We start from the raw sequence: 25,083 nt of genomic DNA, 5'->3' as shown, positions 1-25,083 counted from the left end.
CTGTGATTTGCATATCTGTGGTGACCAAGAATATTGGTGCGGCTAAAACCGCACCTCCGTCTCAACGCCAAATATTCTCGGTGCATCCAGCGGAGCATAGAAGTTTCCGTCTGAGCCAAAACCGAAATTTTCAAATGCCAGCCCCGTCTCAATCCTGCGATTGGTTGCGTTCTCGATAAACCCCCTTACCGAAAATTGCGCGCCTTCATAGCCAGCCTGGAGATTGACTAGTCCAACCGCTCCGCGAACCGCCCGCTCGCGTTCATCTAATGACGTACGGCCGATTGCATTCAATTCGATGCGACCGAAAAATCCTGTTGCTGTTTCGTATCGAAGGGCGAGGTTGGCATCAAATTCAGGGACTAGCTTGACCCTATTGCCACTCAGGTTTTCGGTCGCTGTGATCTGAAAATCCCGGTAAGTCGCATCGGTGTATCCGAAACTCCCTGTTAACTTAAGCCCATCAAAGGGTTCATATCCAGCTTCGAGTTCGAAGCCGGAGCTTTCTATTGACGCCGTCGATGCGATGAACGCCGATGAAATAACCTGTCCCTGATCATTGAACAGGACTTGGACTTCCTGCCAGTTGTTGGAGCGAATGTAGAATGCAGCCGCATTGAAGTAGGTTCGCCGGTCTGGGCTTGACGCCTTGAAGCCGATTTCATAGCTCCAAACACTTTCCTTATCGAACCGAATGACGTCATCGGCTACGTCGGCTTGCGCCGCCGTCAGATTGAAACCTCCAGGAATATAACCCCGCGCTGCGCTGGCATAGAAATGCAGTTGATCGCTCGGCTTGTAGCTTAACGCGAAGCGGGGCAGCAAGGCTTCAAAACTGTCGTCCAGTTCAACATCCTGAAACAGCAATTGTGTGAAACCAAGGTCCAATACTCCAGCAGACTGGCGTGTGCTGCGCTGGGCATAGTCATACCGCAGGCCGGCGGTGGCGCTAAGTCCATTGATACCCAATCCAAGCGTCGCTGAACCAAAGACGGCAAAATCTTCGCCATCGGAAAACTGTGTCGGGGAAAACTGAAAGTCATCCAAGTCCCCCGGTCCCAAAAGCGTTCCAAGCGCGCCCGCCGATTCCTCCCGATACCATGATGCGCCGACCAGATATTCGAAAGTCTCGCTGTCAGGCGATGTGAAACGCATCTCGCCGCTCCAGATATTCTCTTTCTCTACGTCGGCTCCGGCACCAGTGGAAAGCGCGGTCAGGTCGAGATCAAGTCCTCGCGAATCCTGATTCTCGTCAGCATAGGAAAATGACGCATCGATTTTGCCATATCCCAATCTATACGTTGCGCTCAGCCCCGCAACATAGCTGCGTTCTTCAGTGCGTTTGGGGGTGTCGTTCAAAAATTCGAAGCGTCCCACCGAAAGGCCATTATTGAAACCGGCATATGTTGCGTCATAAAGCTCTCGATCAATGGGAGCATATTCCTGCTCGAACAAACCCGGAGCATTGGTGTCAAGGATGTAAGCCGTAGCGTTGACCGATAGATCGGGTGTTGGTTCCCAAACAACACGCCCTTGCAGGAAAACATCGCGCACTTCGCCAAACTGTCCCGTCGCAGACGCCGGGTTGCTCACATAGGCATCTTCGTCTGATATCTTGAATGCCAAGGATGCTTTCAGGTTATCGGTCAAACCGCCGCCAACAAAACCATCGAAACCGTAACCAAAGTCACCGTTGAAGGTCGAAGCTGTTGCGCGTATTTCACCCTCGAATGCGTCCGAGGGGCGGCGGGTCGTGATCAGGATCAGGCCTGCTTCGCTGTTCGCGCCATATAGCGTGGATTGCGGGCCGCGTAATACTTCGATCGATTGGATTTGATTGAGAACCGCATTGCTCAGTTCCCGAAAGGGCATCCCATCTATGTAGATCGCGGCGCGGTTGACGATGAACGGATTGGATTCGACACCGCGGATAGATACGAAGACCGAGCTTAATTGTCCGCTTTCATTGAACTGCACATTAGGAACAAGATCATCAATCCGGCGCACGTCGCGTAGGCGCGTTTCACGAATAGTCTCTGCATCCAAAACGGTGACAGCGATATCGCTCTCTTGAACGGTAGTCTCGCGCTTTTGCCCGGTTACGACAATTGTTTGATCCTGGGCCTGGAGTGTCTGATCGGCATTTTGTGCATATGCTGGACTGGAAACACCAACGACAACGCCCGCCAATGAAATACCTGTAATAAAACTGCTTTTTCTGTATTTGCCCATGACCACCTCTTATTGCGAATTGATCGCAAAATGACAGCCCGTTGGTTGTGGTACAATCTTGAATAGCTACGCCATCCGGCAAATTTCATCGTACTCCGGAGATATTTTAGCGATTATAGTGACTTGGCGACATACCAAAGTGTTTCTTGAAGGCGGCAGAGAAAGCATTGGGTGTATAGCCCACGCTATATGCCGCCGCGGCTATGTTTGCACCTTCCTGCAGATTCTGAGCGCCTTGTTCCATCCGCCGCCGTGCAACATAATGCATCACGCTTTCATCAAATGTTGCCCGAAATGCATGCGTTAACGTCCTTTCGCTTACTTGGCAGTGCCGCGCAAGCACAAGCAATTCGAGCTGCGAGTCCAAATGCGCTTCAATATAGTCGCGGGCCTTGCGCGCTCGTCTCTGCGACAGCGGGCAAATGCTCTTATCCATCCCTGGCTCGATCGTTGAGCCAATCAGTGCAATCAGTTCCAGAACCCGCGCTTGTAACAGCATTGTTCGCACGTCACCCTGAAACTCGTCCCCCAGTGGACAGAGCAATCGCGTAGCGGCAATCATGGCTCCACCTTTCAGCAAAACCATAGGCTTGTTCTGTGCAGTCTCATTGATCAGCTGCAGGACCGAACCGGCACTCTCAAAAGCTTGTGGAGGCAAGAAATAACCGAGTGATCTGATAGCTCCTCCATCAAGTTGCGAGTTAAAAAATGCGCCATCTTCTTCGATCTTGACGAAGCTCAAACATGGCTCGGTTGACTCGAATCCTCCATATTTCTCGGAATGGGTGCGAATTCCGGCCTTACCTATGCTGATATGCAGCCCAGCCGGCAATGTGGCTTCGAACTGGCCAGATGGGCCTGACTGACGATCAGAACTCCAGACAGCTCCGCCACCCATTGGCGCCTCTTCGCTATCAATATGGGCCCGTTCAGAAAAATCGTCGAATTCGTCGATCATCCATCCACCGCTGTTATTGTTATAACATATCGTAAACTTCGTGCTTGTTGATTGCAAACACAGAACTGTTAGTTTTTGTGATATTACCGACTTGTCCGCTTTAGCGCCCATTAGACCTTTCATGTTACATTTTACTCGCACCTTGGTGCACAATAGTGCAACCCGTCTTTTGGCTCGGTTGCTCATTTGGGAGGGTTTGGTAAGACCTCAAAACCATTGAGCCAGGAAGGGAAGGAGCAAGGCCGCCAGAACGAACTAATAATCCAAGCGGTTCTACCGGCTTCTTCGCTATTGGTTTCCCTCAACGGTCACGCGTTCTCCACTCAACTTTCGAGCGCTGTTCTTTACATCGAGCATCCACTTGCCGCCGCCATCCATTTCCAGCGCATAGCCCAATGGTGCCCGGCGCAGAATGCTGGTTTCTTTATGTATTGTTCCTTTTGGCAATTCCGGTCTCCCCTGAGGCCTTTAGGCCCGAGAGCCTTGGACATACGCCACACGTTCCCTGAACATAAGGTAAGGAGTGCGACGCTGATACGGTCCACGCTATCCTGTTATGGACTTTGCAAAGCATGCAAATATTACGATTGCCGAACATATAAGCTATTTCGAAAATATTCTGTTGTCAGCAGAAATCAGGGATAATATGAAATAGTTGACTCAATTGAAGTTCGCGCGCTCAAAGACATAGTTCAATACAGCGTTCCCGGCTTTAAGGTAACCGACATATGGCATTTCGCATTTTATGGTTGCTAACATTATTGCTCGCATTGGCGGCCTGTGGCGGCGCGGATGGACAAGGTGACGGGCGCGGCGGCGTTCCGACAGTTGTTGGCGGCACCGTGACGCAGGCGGAATTTGTGAGTGAGATTGAAGCGGTGGGCACTGCATTTGCCAATGAACAGACCGTGATTACCTCGCCTGTCACTGAACGGATCGAACGGATTGGTTTTGCCGATGGCGCTATCGTTCGGCGCGGCGCGGTTATCGCACAATTGTCACGCAACGAAGAATCGGCTGACCTTAGTTCAGTTGAGGCGCGAGCGCGTGAAGCCAACAAACAGCTGGAACGTCTAACCTCCCTACAAGAACGCGGCTTTGCAACCAATGCCGCGGTGGATGAGCAAACCGCTTTGCGAGATGGTGCGCGGGCTGATGCCAACGCTATTCGATCCCGCATATCCGACAGGGTTATCCGCGCACCGTTTGACGGTGTATTGAGTTTGCGAACTGTATCGCCAGGGACAGTAGTGACTTCAGGCAGTCCGATTGCAACGATCAGCGATATTTCTTCGATCAAGCTCGACTTTACCGTGCCGGAAAACTTTCTTACCGCTCTGGAAACGGGCCAAGTGATCGAAGCAACAACCGCCGCTTACGCCAACCAGAGTTTTTTTGGCACAATTGACAATATCAGCCCGTTGGTAGATCCACTTTCGCGTAGCTTGACCGTTCGGGCTCTGTTACCCAATGGAGCCCGGCAATTACGCCCGGGGATGCTGATGAGCGTGCGCATTGTTTCGGAAACCCGCAAAGGTCTAGCGATTCCCGAAACAGCGTTGATTGCGCAAGGCGATCAGAGTTTTGTGTTTCTGGTCGATAATGAGGGGATCGCCCGGCGTACAGCAATCGGCGTTGGTTTGCGTTCAAATGGCATGATTGAGGTCACAAACGGCATTGCTTTAGGCAATAAGATCGTCGCGGACGGAACGGTCAAGGTGCGCGATGACGCGCCAGTCAACGCAATTTTGCCCGGTGAAAAAACAGCTGGAAAGACCAACAAAAACGCCGGGAAACCAGACGCCGGTCCCACAGCAGGTGGCTCATGATTATCTCTGATGTTTCGGTCAAGCGACCAGTTTTTGCGGTCGTGCTCAGCCTGTTGCTGGTATTGGCCGGTATCGTAGCGTTTCTCGACCTGCCAGTGCGGCAATATCCAGCAATTGAGCCGCCAATCGTATCGGTAGATGTCAACTACCCTGGCGCAGCCGCCAATGTAGTAGAATCGCGAATTACTCAGATATTGGAAGACCGTATTGCCGGTGTGGAAGGTATCGAGATGATCCGTTCCTCTTCCCGCGATGGCCGGTCCGACATTACAATTGAATTCTCGCCGGATCGCGATGTTGATGCAGCAGCCAATGACGTTCGCGACCGTGTGTCGGGAGCGCTCGACAATTTGCCAGAGGAATCTGATCCCCCCGAAATTAACAAGGTGGATGCCGATGCCCGCCCATTCATGTGGCTTAATCTTACCGGAGAAGGTCGGGAGTCTCTTTGGCTGGCGGATTATGCGGATCGGGTCTTGGTCGACCGTTTTTCGTCAATAGATGGGGTTGCCCGAGTCCAACCCAGCGGCGCATCGCGTCCTGCAATCCGGATTTGGCTAGATCGTGAAAAAATGGCAGCATCTGGAATTTCGCCCAATGATATAGAAGAGGCGCTACGCCGGGAAAATGTTGAACTGCCTGCTGGCCGGGTAGAATCATCGAACCTCAACCTTACCGTACGTGTCGCTCGGGCTTACGGTAATGTGGATGATTTTCGGGCACTCGTTATCCGGAGGACCGATGATGGTGCGCTGCTGCGTCTCGGCGATATGGCCCGCGTCGAGCTTGGTCCTGAAAATGTCTACGCCCATTTCCGGTCCAATGGCCTGCCCGGTGTTGGCATGGGTATCATCCGTCAATCTGGCGCAAATGAGCTGCAGGTCGCGAACGATATTAAAGACCGCATCAAAGAAATTACCCCTTTACTGCCGCCCGGCGTTGAGCTGGCGGTCAGTTATGACAGCAGTGTGTTCATTGCCAAGGCGATCGATAATGTCTGGCAAACACTGGCCTTTGCTGCGATCCTGGTCATCTCGGTAATTTACCTGTTTCTGGGATCAGTCCGTGCCACCATTGTTCCGGCGGTTACCGTGCCGATTTCAATAATCGGAACGTTTTTTGTGCTCTGGTTACTTGGCCTTTCGATCAATCTTCTCACCCTGCTCGCCCTCGTTATGGCTATCGGTTTGGTCGTCGACGACGCGATCGTGGTGCTGGAAAACATATATTCTCGTATTGAACAGGGTGAGAGCCGCCTGATCTCTGCGTTCGAAGGCGCACGCCAGGTGGGTTTCGCGGTTGTCGCAACCACTGCCGTAGTAGTGGCGGTGTTTGTTCCAGTGATGTTCTTACCCGGCGAGACGGGACTGTTGTTTCGTGAACTTGCCATCACCATGATCGTGGCCGTGTCCATATCCACATTTGTTGCGCTCACACTAATCCCGGTAATGTGTTCGAAAATACTGAAAAAAGGTGGCGGCGAGACCAAGCTGAGCCGCTATGTCGATGATAAGTTTCAGCAAACCAGCGCTAGCTATGAAAGCATATTATCTCGCTGGATAAGCAGGCCATTTCTCCTTGGTGGTATCGCTTTTGGACTGGCAGCGCTATTTGCTGGCATTGGCCTGCAAACGTTAAAAAGTGAGGTCGCTCCCCCGGAAGATACCGGGTTCATGTTTGGCCGAGCCACCATTGCAGAGGGGGCGGGCTGGGACCGATTAGTCAAGACTATGTTTGATCTGGAAGAGCTGGCGTTGCCGCTGACCGAAGAGGATGGTCCGCTGCGCCGTGTCCTGTTCCGTGCGCCCGGATCATTTGGCCCTTCAGGAGATTTTTCGTCTGGACGAATAATCATGTTCCTAAAACCGTGGGATGAGCGCGATATGACGACCGCCGAAACCCAATCGGCAGTCAACAAGCTGTTCCGGGACTATCCGGCAGCTCGGGTTTTTGTATCTGGCGGCTCAACCATCGGCGGGCGCGGTGGTGAGGCCATTCGATTTGTCATTGCCGGTGACACTTATGAAGAATTGACACGCGCGCGCGATGCACTGTTTGTCGCTGCTGATGAATATCCCGGCATTGCGACATTGGAGTCAGACTATAAGGAAACTAGACCGCAGCTAGTCGTGAACGTAAACACCTTGAGGGCTGCGGACCTCGGCGTGTCGGTCGAAGAAATTGGCCGAACTTTGGAAACCATGATGGGCTCACGCAATGCGGGGACTTATGTGGATCGCGGCGAGGAATATGATGTTGTCCTGCAAGCCGAGCCTGAAGACCGGGTTACAGCGGAGGACCTCGCAAATGTTTATGTCCGCGCTCGCGACGATAATCTGGTGCCGTTATCAGGCCTCGTTACATTATCCAGTCGCGCGGAAGCAGGCGAGTTGAACCGGTTCAATAAATTGCGCGCCGTCACTCTGGAGGGCACGGTGGCAGACGGTTATTCGTTGGGTGAATCGCTGACCTTTCTTGAGGATGAAGCAGCATCTCTTCCAGAGGTGGTCTCCATCGGATATGAAGGCCAGAGCCGTGCGCTTCGACAAACCGGAGGATCAATCTGGCTTGTTCTGGGCTTCACCATCATTCTGGTTTATCTCGTGCTCGCAGCGCAATTTGAGAGCTTTATCAGCCCGTTGATCATCATATTGGGTGTGCCGCTGGCAGTAAGCGGCGGGCTATTGGGGCTGACGGTAATGGGCGGGACGCTCAATCTGTACAGCCAGATAGGCCTTGTGATGTTGGTCGGGCTGGCGGCCAAAAATGGGATATTGATCGTCGAATTTGCCAACCAACTTCGAGACGAAGGCCTGGAATTTGCGGAAGCAATACTAGAATCGGCCAAACGCCGTTTTCGTCCGGTATTAATGACATCTATCGCAACCGTTGCTGGTGCTCTTCCACTCATGCTTGCAACCGGCGCTGGCGGGGCGAGTCGTGAAGCCATTGGCATTGTTATCGTCTGGGGCGTCGGCATTTCGACCATCCTGACATTAATCATCATACCATCATTTTACTATTTGCTGGCCCGTGGGACTGGTAGTCCGCTAGCCGTCACTCGGCGGCTCAAAAGCTTGCGCCAGAGCAAACAAGTTCCGGTTAGCATTAAGACATAAGTACACCAATGTTAGATCGCTCTGTCAAACCGCTTGGACGCGTACGGCCTTTTCAGTCGTAATGGAATCCAACCAATTTGTCTTAAAACCCTGAGACGAGACTGGTTTCGAGATATGCCAACCTTGTCCGACATCGCAGCCAAATTCAGTCAGCATGTCCATACACGGCTGATCTTCAATACCTTCAGCAACCACCTTTAGCTTAAGCGCGTGGGCCAATTCGATGGTCGACTTAACCATCAACCGGTTTGAATCATCATTCATCATGGTTTTGACAAAACTTTGGTCGATTTTGATTTCATCAATCGGCAAGCGTTGCAGATAGCTCATTGTCGATTGACCCGTACCATAATCGTCAATCGAAACGCTGATGCCGGCGTTGCGGATACGTTCAAGCGCATCGACGGACAATTGCAGATCCGCCAAGGCTGCCGTTTCAGTCACTTCAAAAATAATATGATCGTTGTCGAGATTGGCAGCACCAACCATCGCGATTGCCTTGTCGATAAATGCAATATCATCGAGCAGCTGCGCCGAAATATTGACCGAGCAGCTTAGACCGGGACGCTGTGCATTCCATATCGACAAATCATCCAGGGCGCTTTGCAACACATGCAGTGTCAGCTCGTCAATTCTGCCAGCTTTTTCCAATATGGGAATAAACAGTTCAGGGCTGATCATCCCGCGCTCGGGGTGCTTCCAGCGCACAAGCGCCTCGACACCGTCCAGTCTATTCTCGCGCAGGTTCCATTTTGGTTGGTAAACCGTCCAGATATGCTTTCTTTCAATCGCTTGTTCCATTTCAACAAGCAAGTTCTGCTTCTGGCCAATCGCGCTTGCGGCCTCGGCGTCATGAAGTGCCCAACGCTTGCTTTTGGCTATTGCCTGGTCACTAGCGATTTTCGCTTTGTCGATCGATTCACCGCTCAGGCCAAAGGAAGCGTTCAGTTTGACTTTCGTCTCGCCGGCCATGATCGGAGCGTGAAAAAGGGCCACTGCCGTATCGAAATGCCCGGATATATCGTTGGCATAATCTTGTTTTACCACCCAGCCGATTATATTGGTATCAAGATGAAAAATCCGTTCCTCTGCAGCCAGAAACTTTAACCTTTCCGCTAGATTCTTGAACAGATCAATCCGGCTGTCCTTATCAGTCACCACCAAAAGGTCGCCAAAATCTGAAAGCCGGGCCACCGCGATATTGCTCATCTCGCAGCGACCAATAAACTCGATCATGGCTGGTTCGTTGGGTAGCGCGCTGTCCGCATTGGAAAAGCGGCTGCGGTTGAGGGCGAGATTTGTTTTGAGAAATTTGTCCGCAATCAGTAAGATACCAAGGAAGAATAATGCAGGAACGTTGGAAAACGTTACCACCCCGAAATATTCCGAAACGAGCAACAGAATGAACAATATGGCCGCAATGGCCAGCGCAGCTGGTACGAGGCTGTTTTCGCTGCGTGACCGGCGCATTGTGAAAATGACAAGTACGATTCCAGCAAAAGCCAAAGATGGAAGATAGCCGATATTTTGCACATTCGTGCCCTGCAACAGGGTTTCAGCTGCCATTGCCTGAACAACTACACCTGGAAGCACGCCGTGAAGGCTGATCGGATAGCGGTCTCCGAGCTCGATTGCAGTCGCGCCAATCAGAATCTTTTTACCTTTGAGAGCTTCAATCGGTTCCGTTGACCGCAATATATCGACAAAGCTGAATCGCGGGATCGTAGCGGGATCTATCGACTGATCGATGGAAAAGTTTTTATCAATATTACCTGGCGTCTCAGCTATCATAGCCGCCATCGAGGGTCGTACGGTACCGTCCGTTATAGTGCCGTAGCTATAATCATTCAGTTGCCCGTTTTCGTCAGGATGGACATTGACCGAGGCCAGAAAAGCATGATCACGTAAAATCGCGATGGGCAGGCTTTCGATATAACTGCCTTTATTTGATGTTTCTTCCTGTTTGAAGGTCGGCAATATCACTGCTGCTTGCGACTTTTTTAATGCTTCAGCAAAAGCCATATCTTGTTCAGCTGTCGAATTGGCGGAAAAATCGACATCGAACGCTATTTGAGCGACATCCGCCGCAGATAATTTCTCAACCAGCCCGGCATAATAATCACGTGGCCAAGGCCAACGATCAAGCGCCTGAATAGATTTCGCGTCAATTTCGACAATAGCGATGTCGCCGGAAGCCGGCTTTTCCAAAAGGTCAGAGCGCAGATTTTGGAATTGTTGTTCAACCTCGCCGCCAACCCCGGCGATAGGCAATGCAATCGCACTTGCTAAAGCCAACGCCCAAGCCAAGAAAAAGCGCCGCGTGGAACTCGCCCGGATAGAAGCAAGAAAGCTTTTCAAAATATCTCCGTAAACCGCTCAAGACACCGGTTTAGGCGAGATATCTCTATTTACGGTTAATTCTGGTCAGGCACAAAGCTTCAGTCGTGTTTGTTGCCGCGACCGTTATTGCCTCTACCGTTACCATTGCCATTGCCATTTCCGCGACCAGGATTGCTGTCATCGAAGCCATCTGGGTCATTTCCGTGACCGTTGTTGCCATCGTCGTCACGATCATCGTCCCGGTCGTCATCGTCGTCGTCGCGATCATCGTCACGATCATCATCGTCACCTTGATCGTCATCATCCGGGCCATCGTCGGTCTGATCGTCTTCCATATCGTCATCGGCAGTGTTGCCATCGGTGCTTTCGTTACCCTTGTCCTCGTCGCCTTCCTCGCCGCTGGCTAGGTTATCATCACCTTGGTCTTCTTCGCCCTGATCTTCACTTTGATCTTCGCTGCCCGGGTCTTCGCCGCCCTGCTGCTCTTCGCCTGCATTTTCATCGCTTGGATCATCAGCGCCTTGATCGTTCTCGTCCTGACTATCATCACCTTTGTCGTCGACAGTCTCTTCGCCGCCGCTATCAATCTCATCATTGCCCGAGGCGATTTCTTCGTTGCCGAGATTGTCATCGAAATTCTCGATGGCACCGATAGCCTCTTCGGCATTTGCAACGGCAACAAAGCTGCCATAACCCACGTCGCCGCGGACAAGCCCGTTTGTCAGCTCGGCCAATTCAACGCCGTCGTCGACAATCGGTGCCGTGATAACGCCCGAAAGATCAGAAAAAGCTGGCTTGTTCGTGGGTGCAACGGAGGTTGTCACTGATTGTCCGGCCGTGTGCGCCTTTTTTGGACCTGTCACATCTGGCTTGTTTGGCGACTCGATCACGCGCCGCTCGCCGTTAATAACCACGAGGCTGAACGGATCATTTGCATTGATCATGCCGATCACACCGGGGGTTACCAATTGAGAAGCGCCACCATCCAAAGTAGATACTTCCACGGCACCTTCGGTGACCTGTACAGCCGTACCTTCTGGACTAACCGATACGCTGAACGTCGTTCCCTTAACGACAGCAGCCATATAGGGGGTTTTGACGCCAAAATGGGGCGTTTCCTTTTTGTCTATACGAAACAGAACATTGCCGAGATATTCGATAATCTGGGTCACTTTGCCGCTTTTGGCCGGTTCGGCTATTTCAATATGACTCGCCGGTGAAACCACAAGATATTCGCCGCCGCGCAGCAACACAGCACGACCCTTCGGCCCGGTTTTGATCACATCACCTGCCGCCAATTTAGTCTGGCGTTGGGCGATCTTCACAACGCCATTACGCGCTATGGTCACATTTCCGCTGATTTCGGAGACTTGCCATCCCGGTGTTCCAGCATAAGCAGCACTGCTAGACAATAGAGCCGCGATAATCAGCGACTTTGCAACGGGATTGGACATAATAACAACTTTCATATCAATATCAGAATCGCTGTTAACGCCACGCCTTTGAAGATATGAAGAAGAGAGTTAGTTAAATGCAGATTAATTTACACCGCTGATAACCAACATTTAATATCGTCCGGCTACACCGTCAACGAAACCAAATGTCCATGAGTATCGGTGTTATTGTGTCCCGCCTTAAAACAGCTTCCTTTCTTTGGGCCTTGTTCGTTCCCCTATCGGGGCAGCAAGTCGCGATTGCACAGAGCACCGAAATAGCCGCATTGGACAACGAAGCCTGGACAGTCGGGTTTCCTGAACCCAGAGTTTCAGAACAGTCGCAATCCGGACTAGACACATCATCACCACCAATTTTACCTAATATGTCAGTCTCCGTGGTTCAGTCCTCTGATGCGGCCGATGAGACCGGTCCATCGCATATCGGTGCGACCAATTTTCGGATTGGTGCCATTAATGTCGCTGGCGCTGCGACGCTTGGTATCGACGTTTTTTCGCCTGTTGTGGAAACGTTTATCGGGCAAGAGGCATCCGAAGAGGAGCTTGCATCTCTCACGCAGCAAATCGCCGATATTGCGCGTGACGAAGGGTATATTTTTGCTTCGGTTTACGTGCCGGAACAGTCCGTTCAGATGGGTGTGCTGGAAGTTCAACTGGTTGAAGGCATGATTGATGCGGTCCGCGTTATCGGCTCCGACAATCGGCATTTACGGAAAATCCTGTCTTCCCTGGAGGGCAAAGTCGCGCATCGCTCAGAGATTGAGCGGAAGCTATTGCTGGCTGGTGATATCCCGGACATCCGTGTGCGCTCCACAGAGTTCCTGCAGGAAGATGGTCGGAATATTCTGCAGGTCAAAGTTCGCGAACGCGGTGATCGTGTGCGTATACAGGGCGATAATTACGGAAGTGACAGTTTTGGTCCGATAAGAGCCCGTATTTCAGCTGACATGCGGGCGGCGATAAACGATTCTGATGCCCTTGGATTCGCGATCCGGACCAATCCGATCGACCCCCAAGAGATACTATCCGTCAGCGGCTATTATCAGACTGAATTTGGCACAGATGGTATCAGGGGCGGTATTGCCGGTTCCATTGGAAATACCGAACCGGGGGGCAATAGGAGCGGTTCTAACATATCGGGGAAAAGCAGCTATTTGGCGCTTTTTGCTAGCTATCCGATTATCCGTGCCACGTCCGGCAGCCTATGGATCGAGACAGAAGCCGCTTATCTATCGATCAACCGTGACGAACTGAACGCCCTGATCCGCGAAGATACGCAAGTCACGGCAACTTTAAGCCTTAGGGGAGAAATACCTTTCGCGGGCGGCAGGCTTCGCGGAGGCGCGGCGCTTGTCCAGGGATTTGATGTTTTCGGCGCGACCCGGCTTGGTAATCCACTATCTTCCCGATTTGATGGCGACGGCGTTTTTACGAAGGGTGAATATTGGGCCGATTTCAGAACCGGATTAACCAAAGACCTTAGCATATATCTTGCCGCCCGCGGCCAGATTGCTAACCGTCCATTGCTCGCAGCACAGGAATTGGGCATTGGCGGGGCTTATCGTGTACGCGGCTATGATTTCAGCGAACTATCCGGGGATGAAGGCTTTTACGGCTTAGCCGAACTGCGATATAATGTCAGATCGCGTTTATCTTGGCTGAAGCGACTGCAAATTTATGGGTTTGCCGACATGGGCCATGTCAACGACATTGCGCGCGATAACAGTGAGGGTACATTAGTCTCAGCCGGTTCCGGTATTCGTGGGGACTTAGGACCCGTTGATTTTGAACTGGAAACCGCTCTACCGGTCAATCGTGATCGTTCAAGCAGCGGCAATAGGAGTCCACATGTGAACATCCGTGTTGGTCTAGATTTTTAGCGCACGCGCAAGATGGTTTGCAACTTAGAGTATTTCGCATGTGGCAGATTTTGAGCGGCGATTAATCATCGATAACTGGCGCGCTCTGCCATCCGCCACCCAAGGCTTTGAACAAGGCCACCTGCGCAGCGGCACGATCGGATTGCGACTGGACCAAAGAAGCCAGCACGTCGACGCGGCTGCGTTCTGAGTCCAATAGCTGCAAGAAGCTATCGGCTCCATAATCATAGCGGATACGCGAAATTCTGGCAGCGTTATGAGCGGCATCGAAGGCCTTGCGCAAAGAAGCCTCGCGTTCAATCGCACCACTGAGCCGGGCAAGGGCCTGTTCGGTTTCTTGCAATGCAACCAAAACGGTCTGATCGAAACTGGCGAGCGACCCTTCGGCAATGGCTTCATTGGCTCTGACCTGGGCTCTTGCTGCGCCGTTAAACGGAAAGTTCCAACTGATGAATGGACCGACAGAATAGCCGAGGCTGCTATTGTCGCCCAGATTGCCCAGGTCATTCGCGCTGAGCGAAATGGATCCTAACAGCTGGATCGATGGATAAAGTGCGGCTGTGGCTACACCGACCCGCGCAACGTCAGCGGCGAGCAGCCGTTCCGCTTGGCGGATATCCGGGCGCCGCGCCAATAAGCTTTCTCCATCGCCCACCGGTATTTTCTGCCGGACCGTGGGTGCTATATCGCATTGCGCAGCGTCTGGATTGATCGCGTGCGGATAATCACCAGTCAGAACGGTAAGGCCATATAGAGCGGCCCTGCGCTCTCCTTCAAACTGCGGGATCTGACTTCTTGCCTGTTCCACCAATAGTAAAATTTGATCGACGTCCCGCTGGGTCCCGCGGCCGCCGGCGAGCAGGCGCTGCGTCAGATCGAGTGTGCTTTCCAACAGGCGCACAGATTCCCGCGCGGCCTTTGATTGTGACCCAAGGGCACAGGCAAGAGCATAGAGGCGGGCGGTTTCAGCGGCCACGGACACACGCGTTACGTCCAGCGCAGCCTGTGACGCTTCATAGTCTGCTCGGGCCGCTTCCACGGCACGGCTTACGCCGCCAAAAACGTCCACTTCATAAGAGGCATCAAAGCCGGCGCTGTAGAAATCATCAACATTGGCCGGAAATCGGTTTGTACCCGCTGTGCGTTCCTGAACGCCGGACGCAGTGACTTCGGAAAACGGCAGCCGGGACGCACGCTCCGCGAACAGCGCTGCTCGTGCTTGTTTGAGATTGGCAAATGCCACTCGGATATCATTATTGTGCCCCAATGCCTTTTCAACCAGGCCATCGAGCACCGGATCATCAAAAAGCTGCCACCACTGATCCGGGAGTTGTTTTACCGTGATGTTCGCATTGTTTCTGGCTTCCAGCAGTGCGCGATTTTCTTTAGACAGCGGCGCTGGTCGTTCATAGTCCGGGCCAACAGCGCAGGCCCCGAGAGCGAAACAAGCCAGGGCAATGGCGACAAAACGTATCATGACTCTGTCTCCTCCGCCGGTTCTCTGTCCGCGCTATTGCCAGCTTTTGACTTTATCCATTGCGCCAGATTGCGCACGATGACGTAGAAGCTGGGTGTGAACAGCAATCCAAAAATGGTTACCCCGATCATCCCAAAAAAGACGGCTACGCCGAGTGCCTGACGCATTTCGGAACCCGGCCCGGTGCCGATGACCAGCGGCAATGTTGCGAGAATGAAGGCAAGAGAAGTCATGATGATAGGGCGCAGGCGCTGCGCGGCCGCTTCCTTGGCCGCTTCCATGATGCCCATATCCTTTTCTTCGTTCTGTTTCGCAAATTCGACGATTAAGATCGCATTTTTGGCTGCCAGTCCGATCAGCACCACCAGACCGATTTGTGTGAGTATGTTGTTATCCATGCCCAAGAGGTTCACGCCCAATATCGCGCTTAACAGGCACATCGGAACGATCAGTATGACAGCCAGCGGAAGTGCCAGACTTTCATATTGGGCGGCAAGAAGCAGGAAAATAAAGACAACGGCCAGGATGAAAACCACCGTTGCCGTGTTGCCGACCTGCTTTTGTTGATAGGCGAGCTCGGTCCATTCATAGGCGAAGCCTTGCGGCAAAACCTCGTCGGCAATAGCTTCCATGCGCGCAAGCGTTTCTCCCGAAGAATAGCCTCTTGCTGCTTCACCCTGTAATTCTGCTGAAGTATAGAGATTGTACCGAACGACCCGGTAAGCGCCGCTTTCATTTTCCAGCGACATAACCGCGTTGAGAGGCACCATTGCGCCCGATGCGGATCGCGTTTTCAGCTGGCCGATATCAGATACTTCGTCGCGATAGGCGGCATCAGCCTGCGCCGTCACCCGGTAGGTCCGGCCAAGAAAATTGAAATCATTGATGAATGTCGAACCGAGATAAGTGCCCAATGTAGAAAAGATTGCCTCGACCGGCACGCCCAGTCGTTCGGCTCGTTCGCGATCAATATCGCCATATAGACGCGGTGTTCCGGTGTTGAAGGTTGTAAAAGCAGAAGCCACTTCGGGCGTGGCATTCGCCCGCTGCATCATATTGAGCGTCACTTGTTCAAGCGTTTTAAGTCCGGCTCCGCCCCGGTCCTCAATAATCATCTTGAAGCCGCCGCCACTGCCAACGCCGCGCACAGGCGGCGGCGGTATTACCAGCAGATTAGCGGCTGTTATCGATGAAAAAGCGCCCCTCAGTTCATTAGCAATGGTGTCGGCATCGGCGCGATCTGGTTGCGGTACCAGTGGCACAAACATAGCAGCCGAATTGGGCGCATTGGTAAAGGTCGCGCCATCGAGACCGGCAAATGCCACTGTCGCACGGGCGGCGTCATTGTCCAAGGCGATCTGCTGGGCCTGCTGAACGATTGCATCGGTCCTTTGCAAGGACGCTCCGGGAGGCAACTGAATGGCAACGATGAGATAGCCCTGATCCTGAGCGGGAATGAATCCGGACGGCGTGGCAACCATGCGCCAGCCGGCCGTTGCAATCAGCAACGCATAGACAACACCGACAATGGCAAGGGCCCTGACCGCTCGTGCTGTGAAACGACCATATTTTTCGGATAGACTATCGAAACGCTGATTAAACCCGTTGGCAAAGCGTTTTGGCCATCCGCGCCATCCGTCGGCTGGTTGCACCTCTTGTTTGGGTTTCAGCAGCAGCGCCGCAATGGCCGGGGAAAGGGTTAAGGACACAAAGGTCGAGATAAGCGTCGCGCTGACGATGGTCAGCGCAAATTGCTGATAAAACTGCCCAGAAATGCCCGGGATGAAAGCGGTCGGGATAAAAACGCCAGACAGAACCAGGCTGGTTGCAATCAATGCTCCCCCGACCTCGTCCATGGATTCATGCGCAGCTCTCAGTGGGGAGAGGCCCTTTTCTTCGATCAGGCGCTCAATATTTTCGACAACGACAATGGCATCGTCAACGACAATGCCGATCGCGAGGACGAGGCCGAATAGCGAAAGATTATTAAGCGAAAATCCAAATGCGGACATGAAAGCCAGTGTGCCAATCAAAGAAACGGGAATGGCGGTGATCGGAATCAGCGCCGCCCGCCAGCTTTGGAGGAACAGCAATATGATGATAGCGACCAGGAATACCGCTTCGATCAGCGTGTTCTGAACCGCGGCGATAGACTCTTCGATATATTCGGTCGGGTTATAGGGAATTTCATAGTCCATACCCGGCGGAAAGGTTTCAGACGCAGTTTCCAGTTCATCTCGCACAAGCTGCGCTGTTGTTAGCGCATTGGATCCTGGCAATTGGGTGACTGCAATTGCCACCGTCGAATCGCCGCTAAGATAGGCGTTAATTGTGTAATCTTGTGCTCCCAATTCGAGACGAGCGACATCGCGCAGCCGCGTCAGCCGGCCCGCCTCATCGCGTTTGACAATGATGTCACCAAATTCAGTCGGAGTGGTGAGCCGCCCTTGCACCCGGATGCCAAGTTGAAATGCTGTTCCCCCCTGATTGAAGGGCGGTTGCCCAACCGCACCTGCGGATACTTGCGCATTTTGAGCGCGCACCGCACCAACAATTTCATCTACCGTCAGGTTCCGTTCTGCCGCGCGATTGGGATCAATCCAGACCCGCATATTATAATCGCGGCCGCCGAAAATTTGTACGGAGCCGACGCCTTCCAATCTGGCCAGTCGGTCCAACATCTGCAGCGTTGCGTAGTTCGACAGATAGGGTTGCGAAAGTGACTCATCCGGTGAGATCAGTGTCGCTACCATCAAAATATCTGGTGAATTTTTGCGTACGGTTACACCAATTTGGCGCACTTCTGTTGGTAGGCGGGGCTCTGCTGTGGAAACTCTGTTTTGAACCAGTACCTGTGCCTGATCGACATCCGTACCTTGTTTGAACGTCACGGTGATGGACAGAACGCCGTCATCGGTTGCCGATGATGACATATAGATCATATCTTCCACGCCGTTGATCGCTTCTTCCAGCGGAGCGGAGACTGTTTCTGATAAATTCTCGGATGTAGCCCCCGGATATGTAGCCGAGACGACGACTGTGGGTGGGGCAATTTCGGGATATTGTGCGACGGGCAATGTCGGATAGGCGACGGCGCCAAAGATCATGATCAATATTGACATGACGGCCGCAAAGATCGGCCGGTCGATGAAGAAATGGGGGAATTTCATCCGTTAACCCGCTGTCGTTGCTTCTGACGCGGGCGGCGCGCGGACCGGGACCGAAACCGGGGAGTCATTCTCTGCCTGCGGTTTGATTTTTACCAGTTGTGGATCGACGACAGCACCAGCGCGCAGCCGGACCAAACCGTCCAACACGACTTTGTCGGATGCTTTCAAACCTTTGCTGACCACACGCAAGCCTTCAACAGAAGGGCCGATTGCCACCTCCCGCTGGGCGACCTTATTATCTTTGCCGAGTATATAGACGAGCTTGCGATCCTGATCGGTGATGATTGCTTCATCCGGTAACAGCATGGCATTGTAAGTGCCGGAGCCAAGTATTCTTATTCGCCCGAATAGTCCGGGGATGAGAAAGCCATTTGGGTTTTGAATGGTGGCGCGCGCGCGAACAGTACCGGAATTCGGATCAATGGCATTGTCAACAAAGGTCATCTGACCCTTCCAGCGATATTCATCCTCATCGGCGAGCTGAATTTCCACTGGATTATTGGCATAGCGCGAGGACTGCCGTTCTCCACTTTCATCCTGGCGGACATATTTGAGATAGAGACTTTCCGCACCTTCGAAACTGAACTCGATGGGATCGACCGTCACAACGGTCGTCAAAATTGACTGTCCTTCGGTCACAAAATCACCAAGCGCCACGCGAGCATCAGATATCCGACCAGAAATCGGTGCATATACCCGAGTAAATGACAGATTGAGCTGCGCATTGTCAGCGGCTGAACTATTGGCATTGACGTTGGCCTGCGCGCTTCTCAAAGCCGCCTGTTTCTGCTCAAATTCTTCTTTACTGATGGCGTCAAATTTCAGCAATTCACGGGCCCGTGTAAGCTCCGTTCTGGCGTTTGTCAGGGTCGCTTGCGCGCTGCGGGTCTGCGCATCTGCCTGTGCGCTTGCTGCTCTAAATGGTCGTGGATCAATGATGAAGAGCAATTGCCCCTTGCGTACTTCCACACCTTCACGAAATGCGATGCGCTGGACTGTGCCAGATACACGCGGTCGGATCTCGGCATTTTCCACGGCCGTAAACCGTCCGACATAGTCATCCCAGTTCACCACTTCGCGTTGTAGTGGAACTGCTACGGAAACTTTCGGCGGTGGAGGTTGTTGATCATCTTGGCCGGAGCAACCGGAAACTATCAGTGATGCGGCGACCAAGCCTGCCACCGCCTGGCATTTTGCGAGTAGATTTTTCACCTGCATTGAAGACCCTCAGTTCAAAACCAGCGCGACCAGAATAGGTCTTTGTGCCAATATTGAGGAGCGGGGAAACAGGATCATAGTCACGCGATCGACCACTCTATATTGTAAACTATGTAAGTTTTGTTGCAATTAAAAGACTCAATCAAACAGGAGAATGGAATTTTCTGTGCAACGGCTATCTGAATTTAGGACCGCTACAAGATGCCTCCATTAGCCTGAATATTCTGACCATTTATCCACCGCGCTTCTCTCGAACACAGAAAACTTACAACATCAGCAACATCTTCCGGTTGTCCGAGCCGGCCCAGCGGTGTCTGCTGAATAAGACTTTTGACCTGATCTTCATCCATTACCAATCCATCGGTATCGGTTACGCCCGGCGAAATGACATTAACCGTAACACCCTTATCACCCAGTTCCTTCGAGAGCCCTAGTGCCATGCTTTCACCCGCTGCTTTGGTACCGGTATAGATGCTGGCACCCATCATTGGCATTTTGGTTCCCCCCGTTGAAAACTGAATGATCCGGCCATTGTCAGCGATGCGCTTGGCCGCTTCACGCAGTACGTGAAATGCACCCAAAATATTGACCGCAACGGATTTTTCCAGATCGTCTGTTGACAGGTTAACCATCGGCCCGAACACGGAAACTGCAGCAGCGTTTATAACAATATCAACATCGCCAAATGTTTTTTCCGTCTGATCAAAAGCATCGTGCACCGCGTCATCGTCCGACACATCAGCGCGAAAGGGGAATGCCTGACCGCCAGATTGTTTGACGAGATCTACTGTCTTGTTAGCAGCCTCTTCATTGCCGGCATAGCCGACCGCGATATTTGCCTCTTCTTGCCCAAGCTTGATGGCAGTTGCGCGCCCGATGCCTCGAGAGCCCGCAAATATGATTGTATTTTGTCCTTTAAGACTAGTGATATGATCGCTCCCGTTCGATGAAATCGTTATCGAACAGGATGTTAACCGATGTAGATCAGTCGTTGTTGTACTGATTAGATCATATATTTGCTAAATTGTTGCACCAAACTGCTATTGCGCATCGGCAACAAATCAGCGATCAATTGCCTACATGACCACTCCCCCTACTGACCTGCACATGAATGCGTACCGACATAGTCTGTTTGATTTTGCCCTTGTTCCCCCTGGTAAGAAGGAATGGGATGGAATTCATTCTCGATCGGAAATCGGTTTCAATTTTTCCGATGTGATCGCAGATTGGTCGATTGATGGGAGTCGTACCAGTAGGAAGCATGCGCCGAGAGACAGTGTCGTTTACTACCCACGTGGCATTCAACATTCTGTAACAGCAGAGAACCACAGAAGCCGGCTGAAATTTACATGGTCGGGCGCTTACATCAAATCAATGATGGTAGATGCCAACCAACTTGAGGTGCTAAGCGAGTTTCGTGACTATCATAGCGATCCCGTTCTGATAACGCTGGCCCGGAACGTCACAGCGATCCTGGCCGACCCCGGCCCATTTGTTGATCTCCAAATGGACGGATATGCGCACGCCATTCTTGGTCGCTTTTTGCACATTCACGCCGGTGCCTTGCCAAATATCGCTCCGGGACACAGCCATCCGCCGATATCACGCGCAATCGACTACGCGATGGAAAACCTGCAAACGTCTCTGACCATCAATGTCCTCGCCGAAAAAGCCGGACTAAGTCCGTGGCATTTTTCCCGCGTTTTTAAAGCTCTTGTTGGAGATACGCCGCATCGATGGGTGATGAAACAACGCTTCAACAAGGCATTCAACCTGCTGCGTTTTTCCAAACTCAGTCTGGGAGAGATCACGTTTGAATGTGGCTTCGCCAGCCCTTCTCATTTGAGCAATACGGTGAAAAAAATCTCAGGTAAAACACCTCGCCAGATAAGGAACGAATAAACGGCGTTATGCTCTCACCCGTTCAGCGCTGTACCCGTCCTGATCCATCACCACTCATCAGCTTTTCGACCTCGTCCACGCTCACGCGATTAAAGTCACCGAGGATAGAGTGTTTAAGGCAACTCCCAGCTACAGCGAATTCCAGCGCTTGTTGCCGGTCATCATAGCTGTTGAGACCATAGATGAGTGCCGAAGCAAAGCTGTCGCCGCCGCCGACACGGTCGATAATGTCAGTTATTTCATAATGCCGAGAGAGCATGAAGCCCTGGTTTCGATCTCGCAAGCAAGCGGACCAGCCGTTAGTGTCCGCGCTTCGGCTTTCCCGCAGCGTGATAGCAATGGCCGACATGTCGGGATAGAGTTCGAGGACCTTTTCTGACAGCGCTTCATATTTCTTGGTGTCCAGCTCCCCGGCATCAACGTCGACATCGACGCTTATACCAAGCGATTTCTGGCAGTCTTCTTCGTTGGCAATCCCGATATCCACATGCTTGACGAGCTCGGTCATCACTTCTGGCGCAGACTTTCCATATTTCCATAGCTTCCCGCGGAAGTTGAAGTCGCATGAAACGGTCAATCCGGCTTTCTTCGCCTGCTGTACGCATTCCATGCTGAGATCTGCCGCCGATTGGCTGAGTGCGGGCGTGATGCCGGTAATATGGAGCCAGCGGGCGCCGTCAAAAATCTTCGGCCAATCAAAATCCCCGGGCCCGCATTCACAAATGGCACTATGTGCGCGATCGTAGACCACTTTTGATGGGCGCTGGTTGGCACCGGCTTCCAGATAATAGATGCCGACGCGATCGCCAGACCGGCGGATGCGCGCGGTATCGACGCCAAAGCGGCGTAATTCGCCAATTGCGGCTTGACCAATATCATTATCCGGAAGGGCCGTTATGAAACCAGCTGACAGGCCATAGTTGCTGAGTGCGACCGCGACATTCGCCTCGCCCCCGCCAAAACTTGCTTCAAAAGACGGCGATTGAAAAAACCGGTCATGGCCCGGGGTCTTCAATCGCAGCATAATCTCACCAAAAGACAAATAGTCAGCCATATTCAATTTCCTGCTTTTCTTCCATTATTGGCCACCGCAACCGCTTCTTTTGCGAGCCGCGTCACCGTTTCAAAATCACCTTGTTCTATCGCTTTAGCTGGTGTGAGCCAGCTCCCGCCGCATGCTACAACCGACGGCATCGCAAGAAACTCATGCAGGTTGTCAGCCGAAATCCCGCCCGTTGGCATGAACCGCATGTCACGGAAAACCGAAGACAGTGCTTTGAGCATGGGTACGCCCCCCGCCAGTTTGGCTGGAAAAAATTTCACGGTGCGCAGACCCAATGCATAAGCCCGCTGCACTTCGCCCGCGGTCATCGTGCCGGCAAATATTGGCACTGAACGTTCCAGGCAATATTGCGCGACTGAATCGACAAGGCCTGGTGAAACGATAAATTGTGCACCTCGCGATAGAACCTGTTCCGCTTGATCATCAGTCAAGACCGTCCCCGCTCCAACAATGATGCCTGAGGTCTCATTTACAATCGCCTCCATGCAATCCACGGCCGCATCGGTTCGCAGAACCACTTCTACCACATGCAATCCGCCCTCCTGCAAAGCATTGGCGGTCGCGATAGCCACCGTGGGGTCGTCGGCTTGAATGAGCGGCACAATAGGTACGTCTTGAAAGGCGTGGTCAAGCTTCAAGTCTATTTTTTCGGTCATTGGTTCGCTCTTCAATATCTGGGAGTGTGGCTGGCAGATGCGGTCTTATTTTTTTCGTTGTTCCAGTTGATAGGTATAAAGTGAAGGAATTTTATCCACCCGGCGATTCAGCGATTCAACATAGGGTTCAGGACGATAATCCAAACGGATCGGGCGATTGCCGTGCAAGCCGATGACCCGGGCATCTGGTCCTTCGGTCGCGCCTAATATAACAAGTTCTTGATCTGTCTCGACGCCGCCATCGACCAGGATTTTCAGGTTCCAATTGGTATTGTACCGGCCATGGCCTGGCTGCCAATAACCGGCGCCACCTGCTTCATAGAGATCGAACATAGGTGCGCCGTCTTTGGCTATTTGGTCCGGTGTAAGGTGTACAGTGACATTGTCATAGAGGTTCTGGTGATTGGCCCCGGCATGTTGGTCCAGGCTCGGTCTGGTCCAGACCACCGCGTCCTTGTAGACCGACTTGGTCGCCTGCGTATTAAAGCTTAGTGTATGCTGCGTGGGATTGAAAACGGTCAGACTATCAATCAGGACATTGTGCACATTTCCGACATGAACGCTATAATGGGCCTTATGATTGCCATCGGTCACGATATTTGCGATCGTCACATTGGCAAGATCATCGGTCAGGATGCCGCTATCGGCATTGGTCACGCGAATGTTTTTGATCCAGCCATTATGGACACCGGTAAAATATATCCCGTTAAACCCTGCCTCAACATGGTGACCAAAATAGGGGTTTTCCGGAAAGACCATCGCAAAATCCTGTAACCCGACATTTGTCAAATGCTCCCATTTCGCGAAATAGGCGGGCATCTCGGCCTCAATATCGTGCAGCAGCGGATCGGCGATGGTGACGCGGTCGCCGTCAATAGCTTCTATCCTTGTCGCCTGACGAACCAAAGGCCGGTCGGGCATGGACCAATGGCGATTACCGATTTTCAACTCTGTTTCGCCATAAAGGGATTTTACCAACGGGCCATTTGGTCCCGCGCGATTATGCCAATGGATTTGCAGGACATCTCCCACTACGAAACCAGAGGTGTCAGCAACCGTCAGCGCCTTCGTGCCCTGTTTTCCCATCGAGATATCGGTGATCTTTGCTATCGGACGATCGTAACGTTCAAGATAAGTGGCATGGCGACCGCCAGGCACGCGCGTCCAGATAAAGCCACCGCTCCAGCTATATTCCGAAAAAATCACATCTATGTTGGCATCCGGCTGGCGCTCTCGCTTATCCAGCTCGACCAGATATTCCCTTACTTCTTTTAGAGCGCCGCCATCATCAATCTGTCCAAGCGGGCGGGGCATGTAAAGCCGGGTCCCGCCCTTGCCGTTTCCCATACCAGCCAAGACGATGCCGCTCTTTTCGATCCACAATATCTCGGAGAGAATATATTGTCCCGCAGCCAACTGGACTCGTACCGGCCCAGTGCTCTTGTGCGCGGATGCGAGAGCCGATTGGAGCGCCTCGCTATCATCCTTCCCATCGTCGGGAATTGCGCCATGATCGGCAACATCAATCACCGTCTCGATTTCAGGGATCGGTGCCTTCCCGAAACCGTAACCGGCATAAGAAAAATCCGGCAGAAAATTTTTAGCGGCTATTTGCGAATCTGAAAGAATTTGCGGAGTTTCTTGAGCGAAGGCACTTTGGGAAAGTAGCGATCCCGCTAAAGTCGAAAAAAATAATATATTTTTATTCAGTGTCTTAGTCATTCCCGCCTCCTAAACCGTCATGTTCTTAGCATGTTTTCCAAAACAGCTATTGACCTCGAATGG

General features: G+C 52.3%; 16 protein-coding genes. 4 read left to right on the top strand and 12 right to left on the bottom strand.

The genetic code is table 11. The annotated features are described in order from the left end of the window. Window positions 1-42: 42 nt before the first annotated feature. From J4G78_RS09085 to J4G78_RS09075, 3 genes are all read right to left on the bottom strand, one after another. Window positions 43-2,232 carry a TonB-dependent receptor gene (locus J4G78_RS09085; RefSeq protein ID WP_207986287.1) on the bottom strand — a complete coding sequence of 730 codons (2,190 nt, stop codon included), beginning with the start codon at window positions 2,230-2,232 and terminating at the stop codon, window positions 43-45. Window positions 2,233-2,338: 106 nt separating this feature from the next. Then, window positions 2,339-3,190, bottom strand: coding sequence for a helix-turn-helix transcriptional regulator (locus J4G78_RS09080; protein WP_207986286.1), 852 nt, complete (start codon window positions 3,188-3,190; stop codon window positions 2,339-2,341). A gap of 288 nt (window positions 3,191-3,478) precedes the next feature. Further along, complete coding sequence (locus J4G78_RS09075; RefSeq protein ID WP_207986285.1) at window positions 3,479-3,637, bottom strand: DUF5818 domain-containing protein; 159 nt, start codon at window positions 3,635-3,637, stop codon at window positions 3,479-3,481. Between the two features lie 281 nt (window positions 3,638-3,918). Between J4G78_RS09075 and J4G78_RS09070 the strand changes: the two genes are divergently transcribed. Together J4G78_RS09070 and J4G78_RS09065 are read left to right on the top strand one after the other, a co-directional pair. Then, window positions 3,919-5,019 carry an efflux RND transporter periplasmic adaptor subunit gene (locus J4G78_RS09070; RefSeq protein WP_207986284.1) on the top strand — a complete coding sequence of 367 codons (1,101 nt, stop codon included), beginning with the start codon at window positions 3,919-3,921 and terminating at the stop codon, window positions 5,017-5,019. Then, window positions 5,016-8,138 carry an efflux RND transporter permease subunit gene (locus J4G78_RS09065; protein ID WP_207986283.1) on the top strand — a complete coding sequence of 1,041 codons (3,123 nt, stop codon included), beginning with the start codon at window positions 5,016-5,018 and terminating at the stop codon, window positions 8,136-8,138. Before J4G78_RS09070 ends, J4G78_RS09065 begins: the two co-directional genes overlap by 4 nt. Before the next feature lie 24 nt (window positions 8,139-8,162). Here J4G78_RS09065 and J4G78_RS09060 read toward each other — a convergent pair whose 3' ends face one another. Then, window positions 8,163-10,496 (bottom strand): EAL domain-containing protein, encoded by a 2,334-nt coding sequence (locus tag J4G78_RS09060; RefSeq protein WP_207986282.1) that lies wholly within the window; start codon window positions 10,494-10,496, stop codon window positions 8,163-8,165. An 80-nt stretch (window positions 10,497-10,576) separates the two neighbouring features. After that, complete coding sequence (locus tag J4G78_RS09055) at window positions 10,577-11,947, bottom strand: FecR family protein (protein ID WP_207986281.1); 1,371 nt, start codon at window positions 11,945-11,947, stop codon at window positions 10,577-10,579. A gap of 137 nt (window positions 11,948-12,084) precedes the next feature. On the opposite strand from J4G78_RS09055, the gene J4G78_RS09050 reads away from it, so the two are divergent. After that, a complete protein-coding gene (locus tag J4G78_RS09050) occupies window positions 12,085-13,812 on the top strand; it encodes a ShlB/FhaC/HecB family hemolysin secretion/activation protein (RefSeq protein WP_207986280.1) in 1,728 nt (575 codons plus the stop codon). Window positions 13,813-13,873: 61 nt separating this feature from the next. Here the strand turns inward: J4G78_RS09050 and J4G78_RS09045 are convergent, their stop codons facing one another. From J4G78_RS09045 to J4G78_RS09030, 4 genes are all read right to left on the bottom strand, one after another. Continuing rightward, window positions 13,874-15,289, bottom strand: a complete 1,416-nt coding sequence (locus J4G78_RS09045) for an efflux transporter outer membrane subunit (RefSeq protein ID WP_207986279.1) — start codon at window positions 15,287-15,289, stop codon at window positions 13,874-13,876. Next, entirely contained in the window at window positions 15,286-18,459 is a 3,174-nt protein-coding gene (locus J4G78_RS09040) for an efflux RND transporter permease subunit (protein ID WP_207986278.1), read from the bottom strand. The genes J4G78_RS09045 and J4G78_RS09040 overlap by 4 nt, the downstream gene beginning before the upstream one ends. Before the next feature lie 3 nt (window positions 18,460-18,462). After that, entirely contained in the window at window positions 18,463-19,671 is a 1,209-nt protein-coding gene (locus J4G78_RS09035; RefSeq protein WP_243457038.1) for an efflux RND transporter periplasmic adaptor subunit, read from the bottom strand. Window positions 19,672-19,871: 200 nt separating this feature from the next. Further along, the gene (locus J4G78_RS09030) at window positions 19,872-20,576 is read right to left on the bottom strand and encodes an SDR family oxidoreductase (RefSeq protein WP_259371364.1); all 705 of its coding nucleotides are present in this window, start codon (window positions 20,574-20,576) and stop codon (window positions 19,872-19,874) included. A 181-nt stretch (window positions 20,577-20,757) separates the two neighbouring features. On the opposite strand from J4G78_RS09030, the gene J4G78_RS09025 reads away from it, so the two are divergent. After that, a complete protein-coding gene (locus J4G78_RS09025; protein WP_207986276.1) occupies window positions 20,758-21,579 on the top strand; it encodes a helix-turn-helix domain-containing protein in 822 nt (273 codons plus the stop codon). Between the two features lie 22 nt (window positions 21,580-21,601). Here J4G78_RS09025 and J4G78_RS09020 read toward each other — a convergent pair whose 3' ends face one another. Genes J4G78_RS09020 through J4G78_RS09010 form a run of 3 tightly spaced genes read right to left on the bottom strand, consistent with a single transcriptional unit; the run spans window position 21,602 to window position 25,020 of the window. Beyond that, a complete protein-coding gene (locus tag J4G78_RS09020; RefSeq protein ID WP_207990272.1) occupies window positions 21,602-22,633 on the bottom strand; it encodes a sugar kinase in 1,032 nt (343 codons plus the stop codon). Between the two features lie 2 nt (window positions 22,634-22,635). Continuing rightward, window positions 22,636-23,298, bottom strand: coding sequence for a bifunctional 4-hydroxy-2-oxoglutarate aldolase/2-dehydro-3-deoxy-phosphogluconate aldolase (locus tag J4G78_RS09015; protein WP_207990270.1), 663 nt, complete (start codon window positions 23,296-23,298; stop codon window positions 22,636-22,638). A gap of 45 nt (window positions 23,299-23,343) precedes the next feature. Continuing rightward, window positions 23,344-25,020 (bottom strand): glycosyl hydrolase family 28-related protein, encoded by a 1,677-nt coding sequence (locus J4G78_RS09010; RefSeq protein WP_207990268.1) that lies wholly within the window; start codon window positions 25,018-25,020, stop codon window positions 23,344-23,346. Window positions 25,021-25,083 lie beyond the last annotated feature (63 nt).

This window comes from Parasphingorhabdus cellanae (assembly GCF_017498565.1).
Classification (GTDB): domain Bacteria; phylum Pseudomonadota; class Alphaproteobacteria; order Sphingomonadales; family Sphingomonadaceae; genus Parasphingorhabdus; species Parasphingorhabdus cellanae.
This window is presented reverse-complemented; position numbering and strand designations above follow the sequence as displayed.

What these genes read in the sequence shown, in the direction of transcription:
- J4G78_RS09085 (WP_207986287.1), bottom strand. Translation starts at nt 2,232, where the DNA reads ATGGGCAAATACAGAAAAAGCAGTTTTATTACAGGTATTTCATTGGCG.
- J4G78_RS09080 (WP_207986286.1), bottom strand. Translation starts at nt 3,190, where the DNA reads ATGATCGACGAATTCGACGATTTTTCTGAACGGGCCCATATTGATAGC.
- J4G78_RS09070 (WP_207986284.1), top strand. Translation starts at nt 3,919, where the DNA reads ATGGCATTTCGCATTTTATGGTTGCTAACATTATTGCTCGCATTGGCG.
- J4G78_RS09065 (WP_207986283.1), top strand. Translation starts at nt 5,016, where the DNA reads ATGATTATCTCTGATGTTTCGGTCAAGCGACCAGTTTTTGCGGTCGTG.
- J4G78_RS09055 (WP_207986281.1), bottom strand. Translation starts at nt 11,947, where the DNA reads ATGAAAGTTGTTATTATGTCCAATCCCGTTGCAAAGTCGCTGATTATC.
- J4G78_RS09050 (WP_207986280.1), top strand. Translation starts at nt 12,085, where the DNA reads ATGAGTATCGGTGTTATTGTGTCCCGCCTTAAAACAGCTTCCTTTCTT.
- J4G78_RS09045 (WP_207986279.1), bottom strand. Translation starts at nt 15,289, where the DNA reads ATGATACGTTTTGTCGCCATTGCCCTGGCTTGTTTCGCTCTCGGGGCC.
- J4G78_RS09040 (WP_207986278.1), bottom strand. Translation starts at nt 18,459, where the DNA reads ATGAAATTCCCCCATTTCTTCATCGACCGGCCGATCTTTGCGGCCGTC.
- J4G78_RS09025 (WP_207986276.1), top strand. Translation starts at nt 20,758, where the DNA reads ATGACCACTCCCCCTACTGACCTGCACATGAATGCGTACCGACATAGT.
- J4G78_RS09020 (WP_207990272.1), bottom strand. Translation starts at nt 22,633, where the DNA reads ATGGCTGACTATTTGTCTTTTGGTGAGATTATGCTGCGATTGAAGACC.
- J4G78_RS09015 (WP_207990270.1), bottom strand. Translation starts at nt 23,298, where the DNA reads ATGACCGAAAAAATAGACTTGAAGCTTGACCACGCCTTTCAAGACGTA.
- J4G78_RS09010 (WP_207990268.1), bottom strand. Translation starts at nt 25,020, where the DNA reads ATGACTAAGACACTGAATAAAAATATATTATTTTTTTCGACTTTAGCG.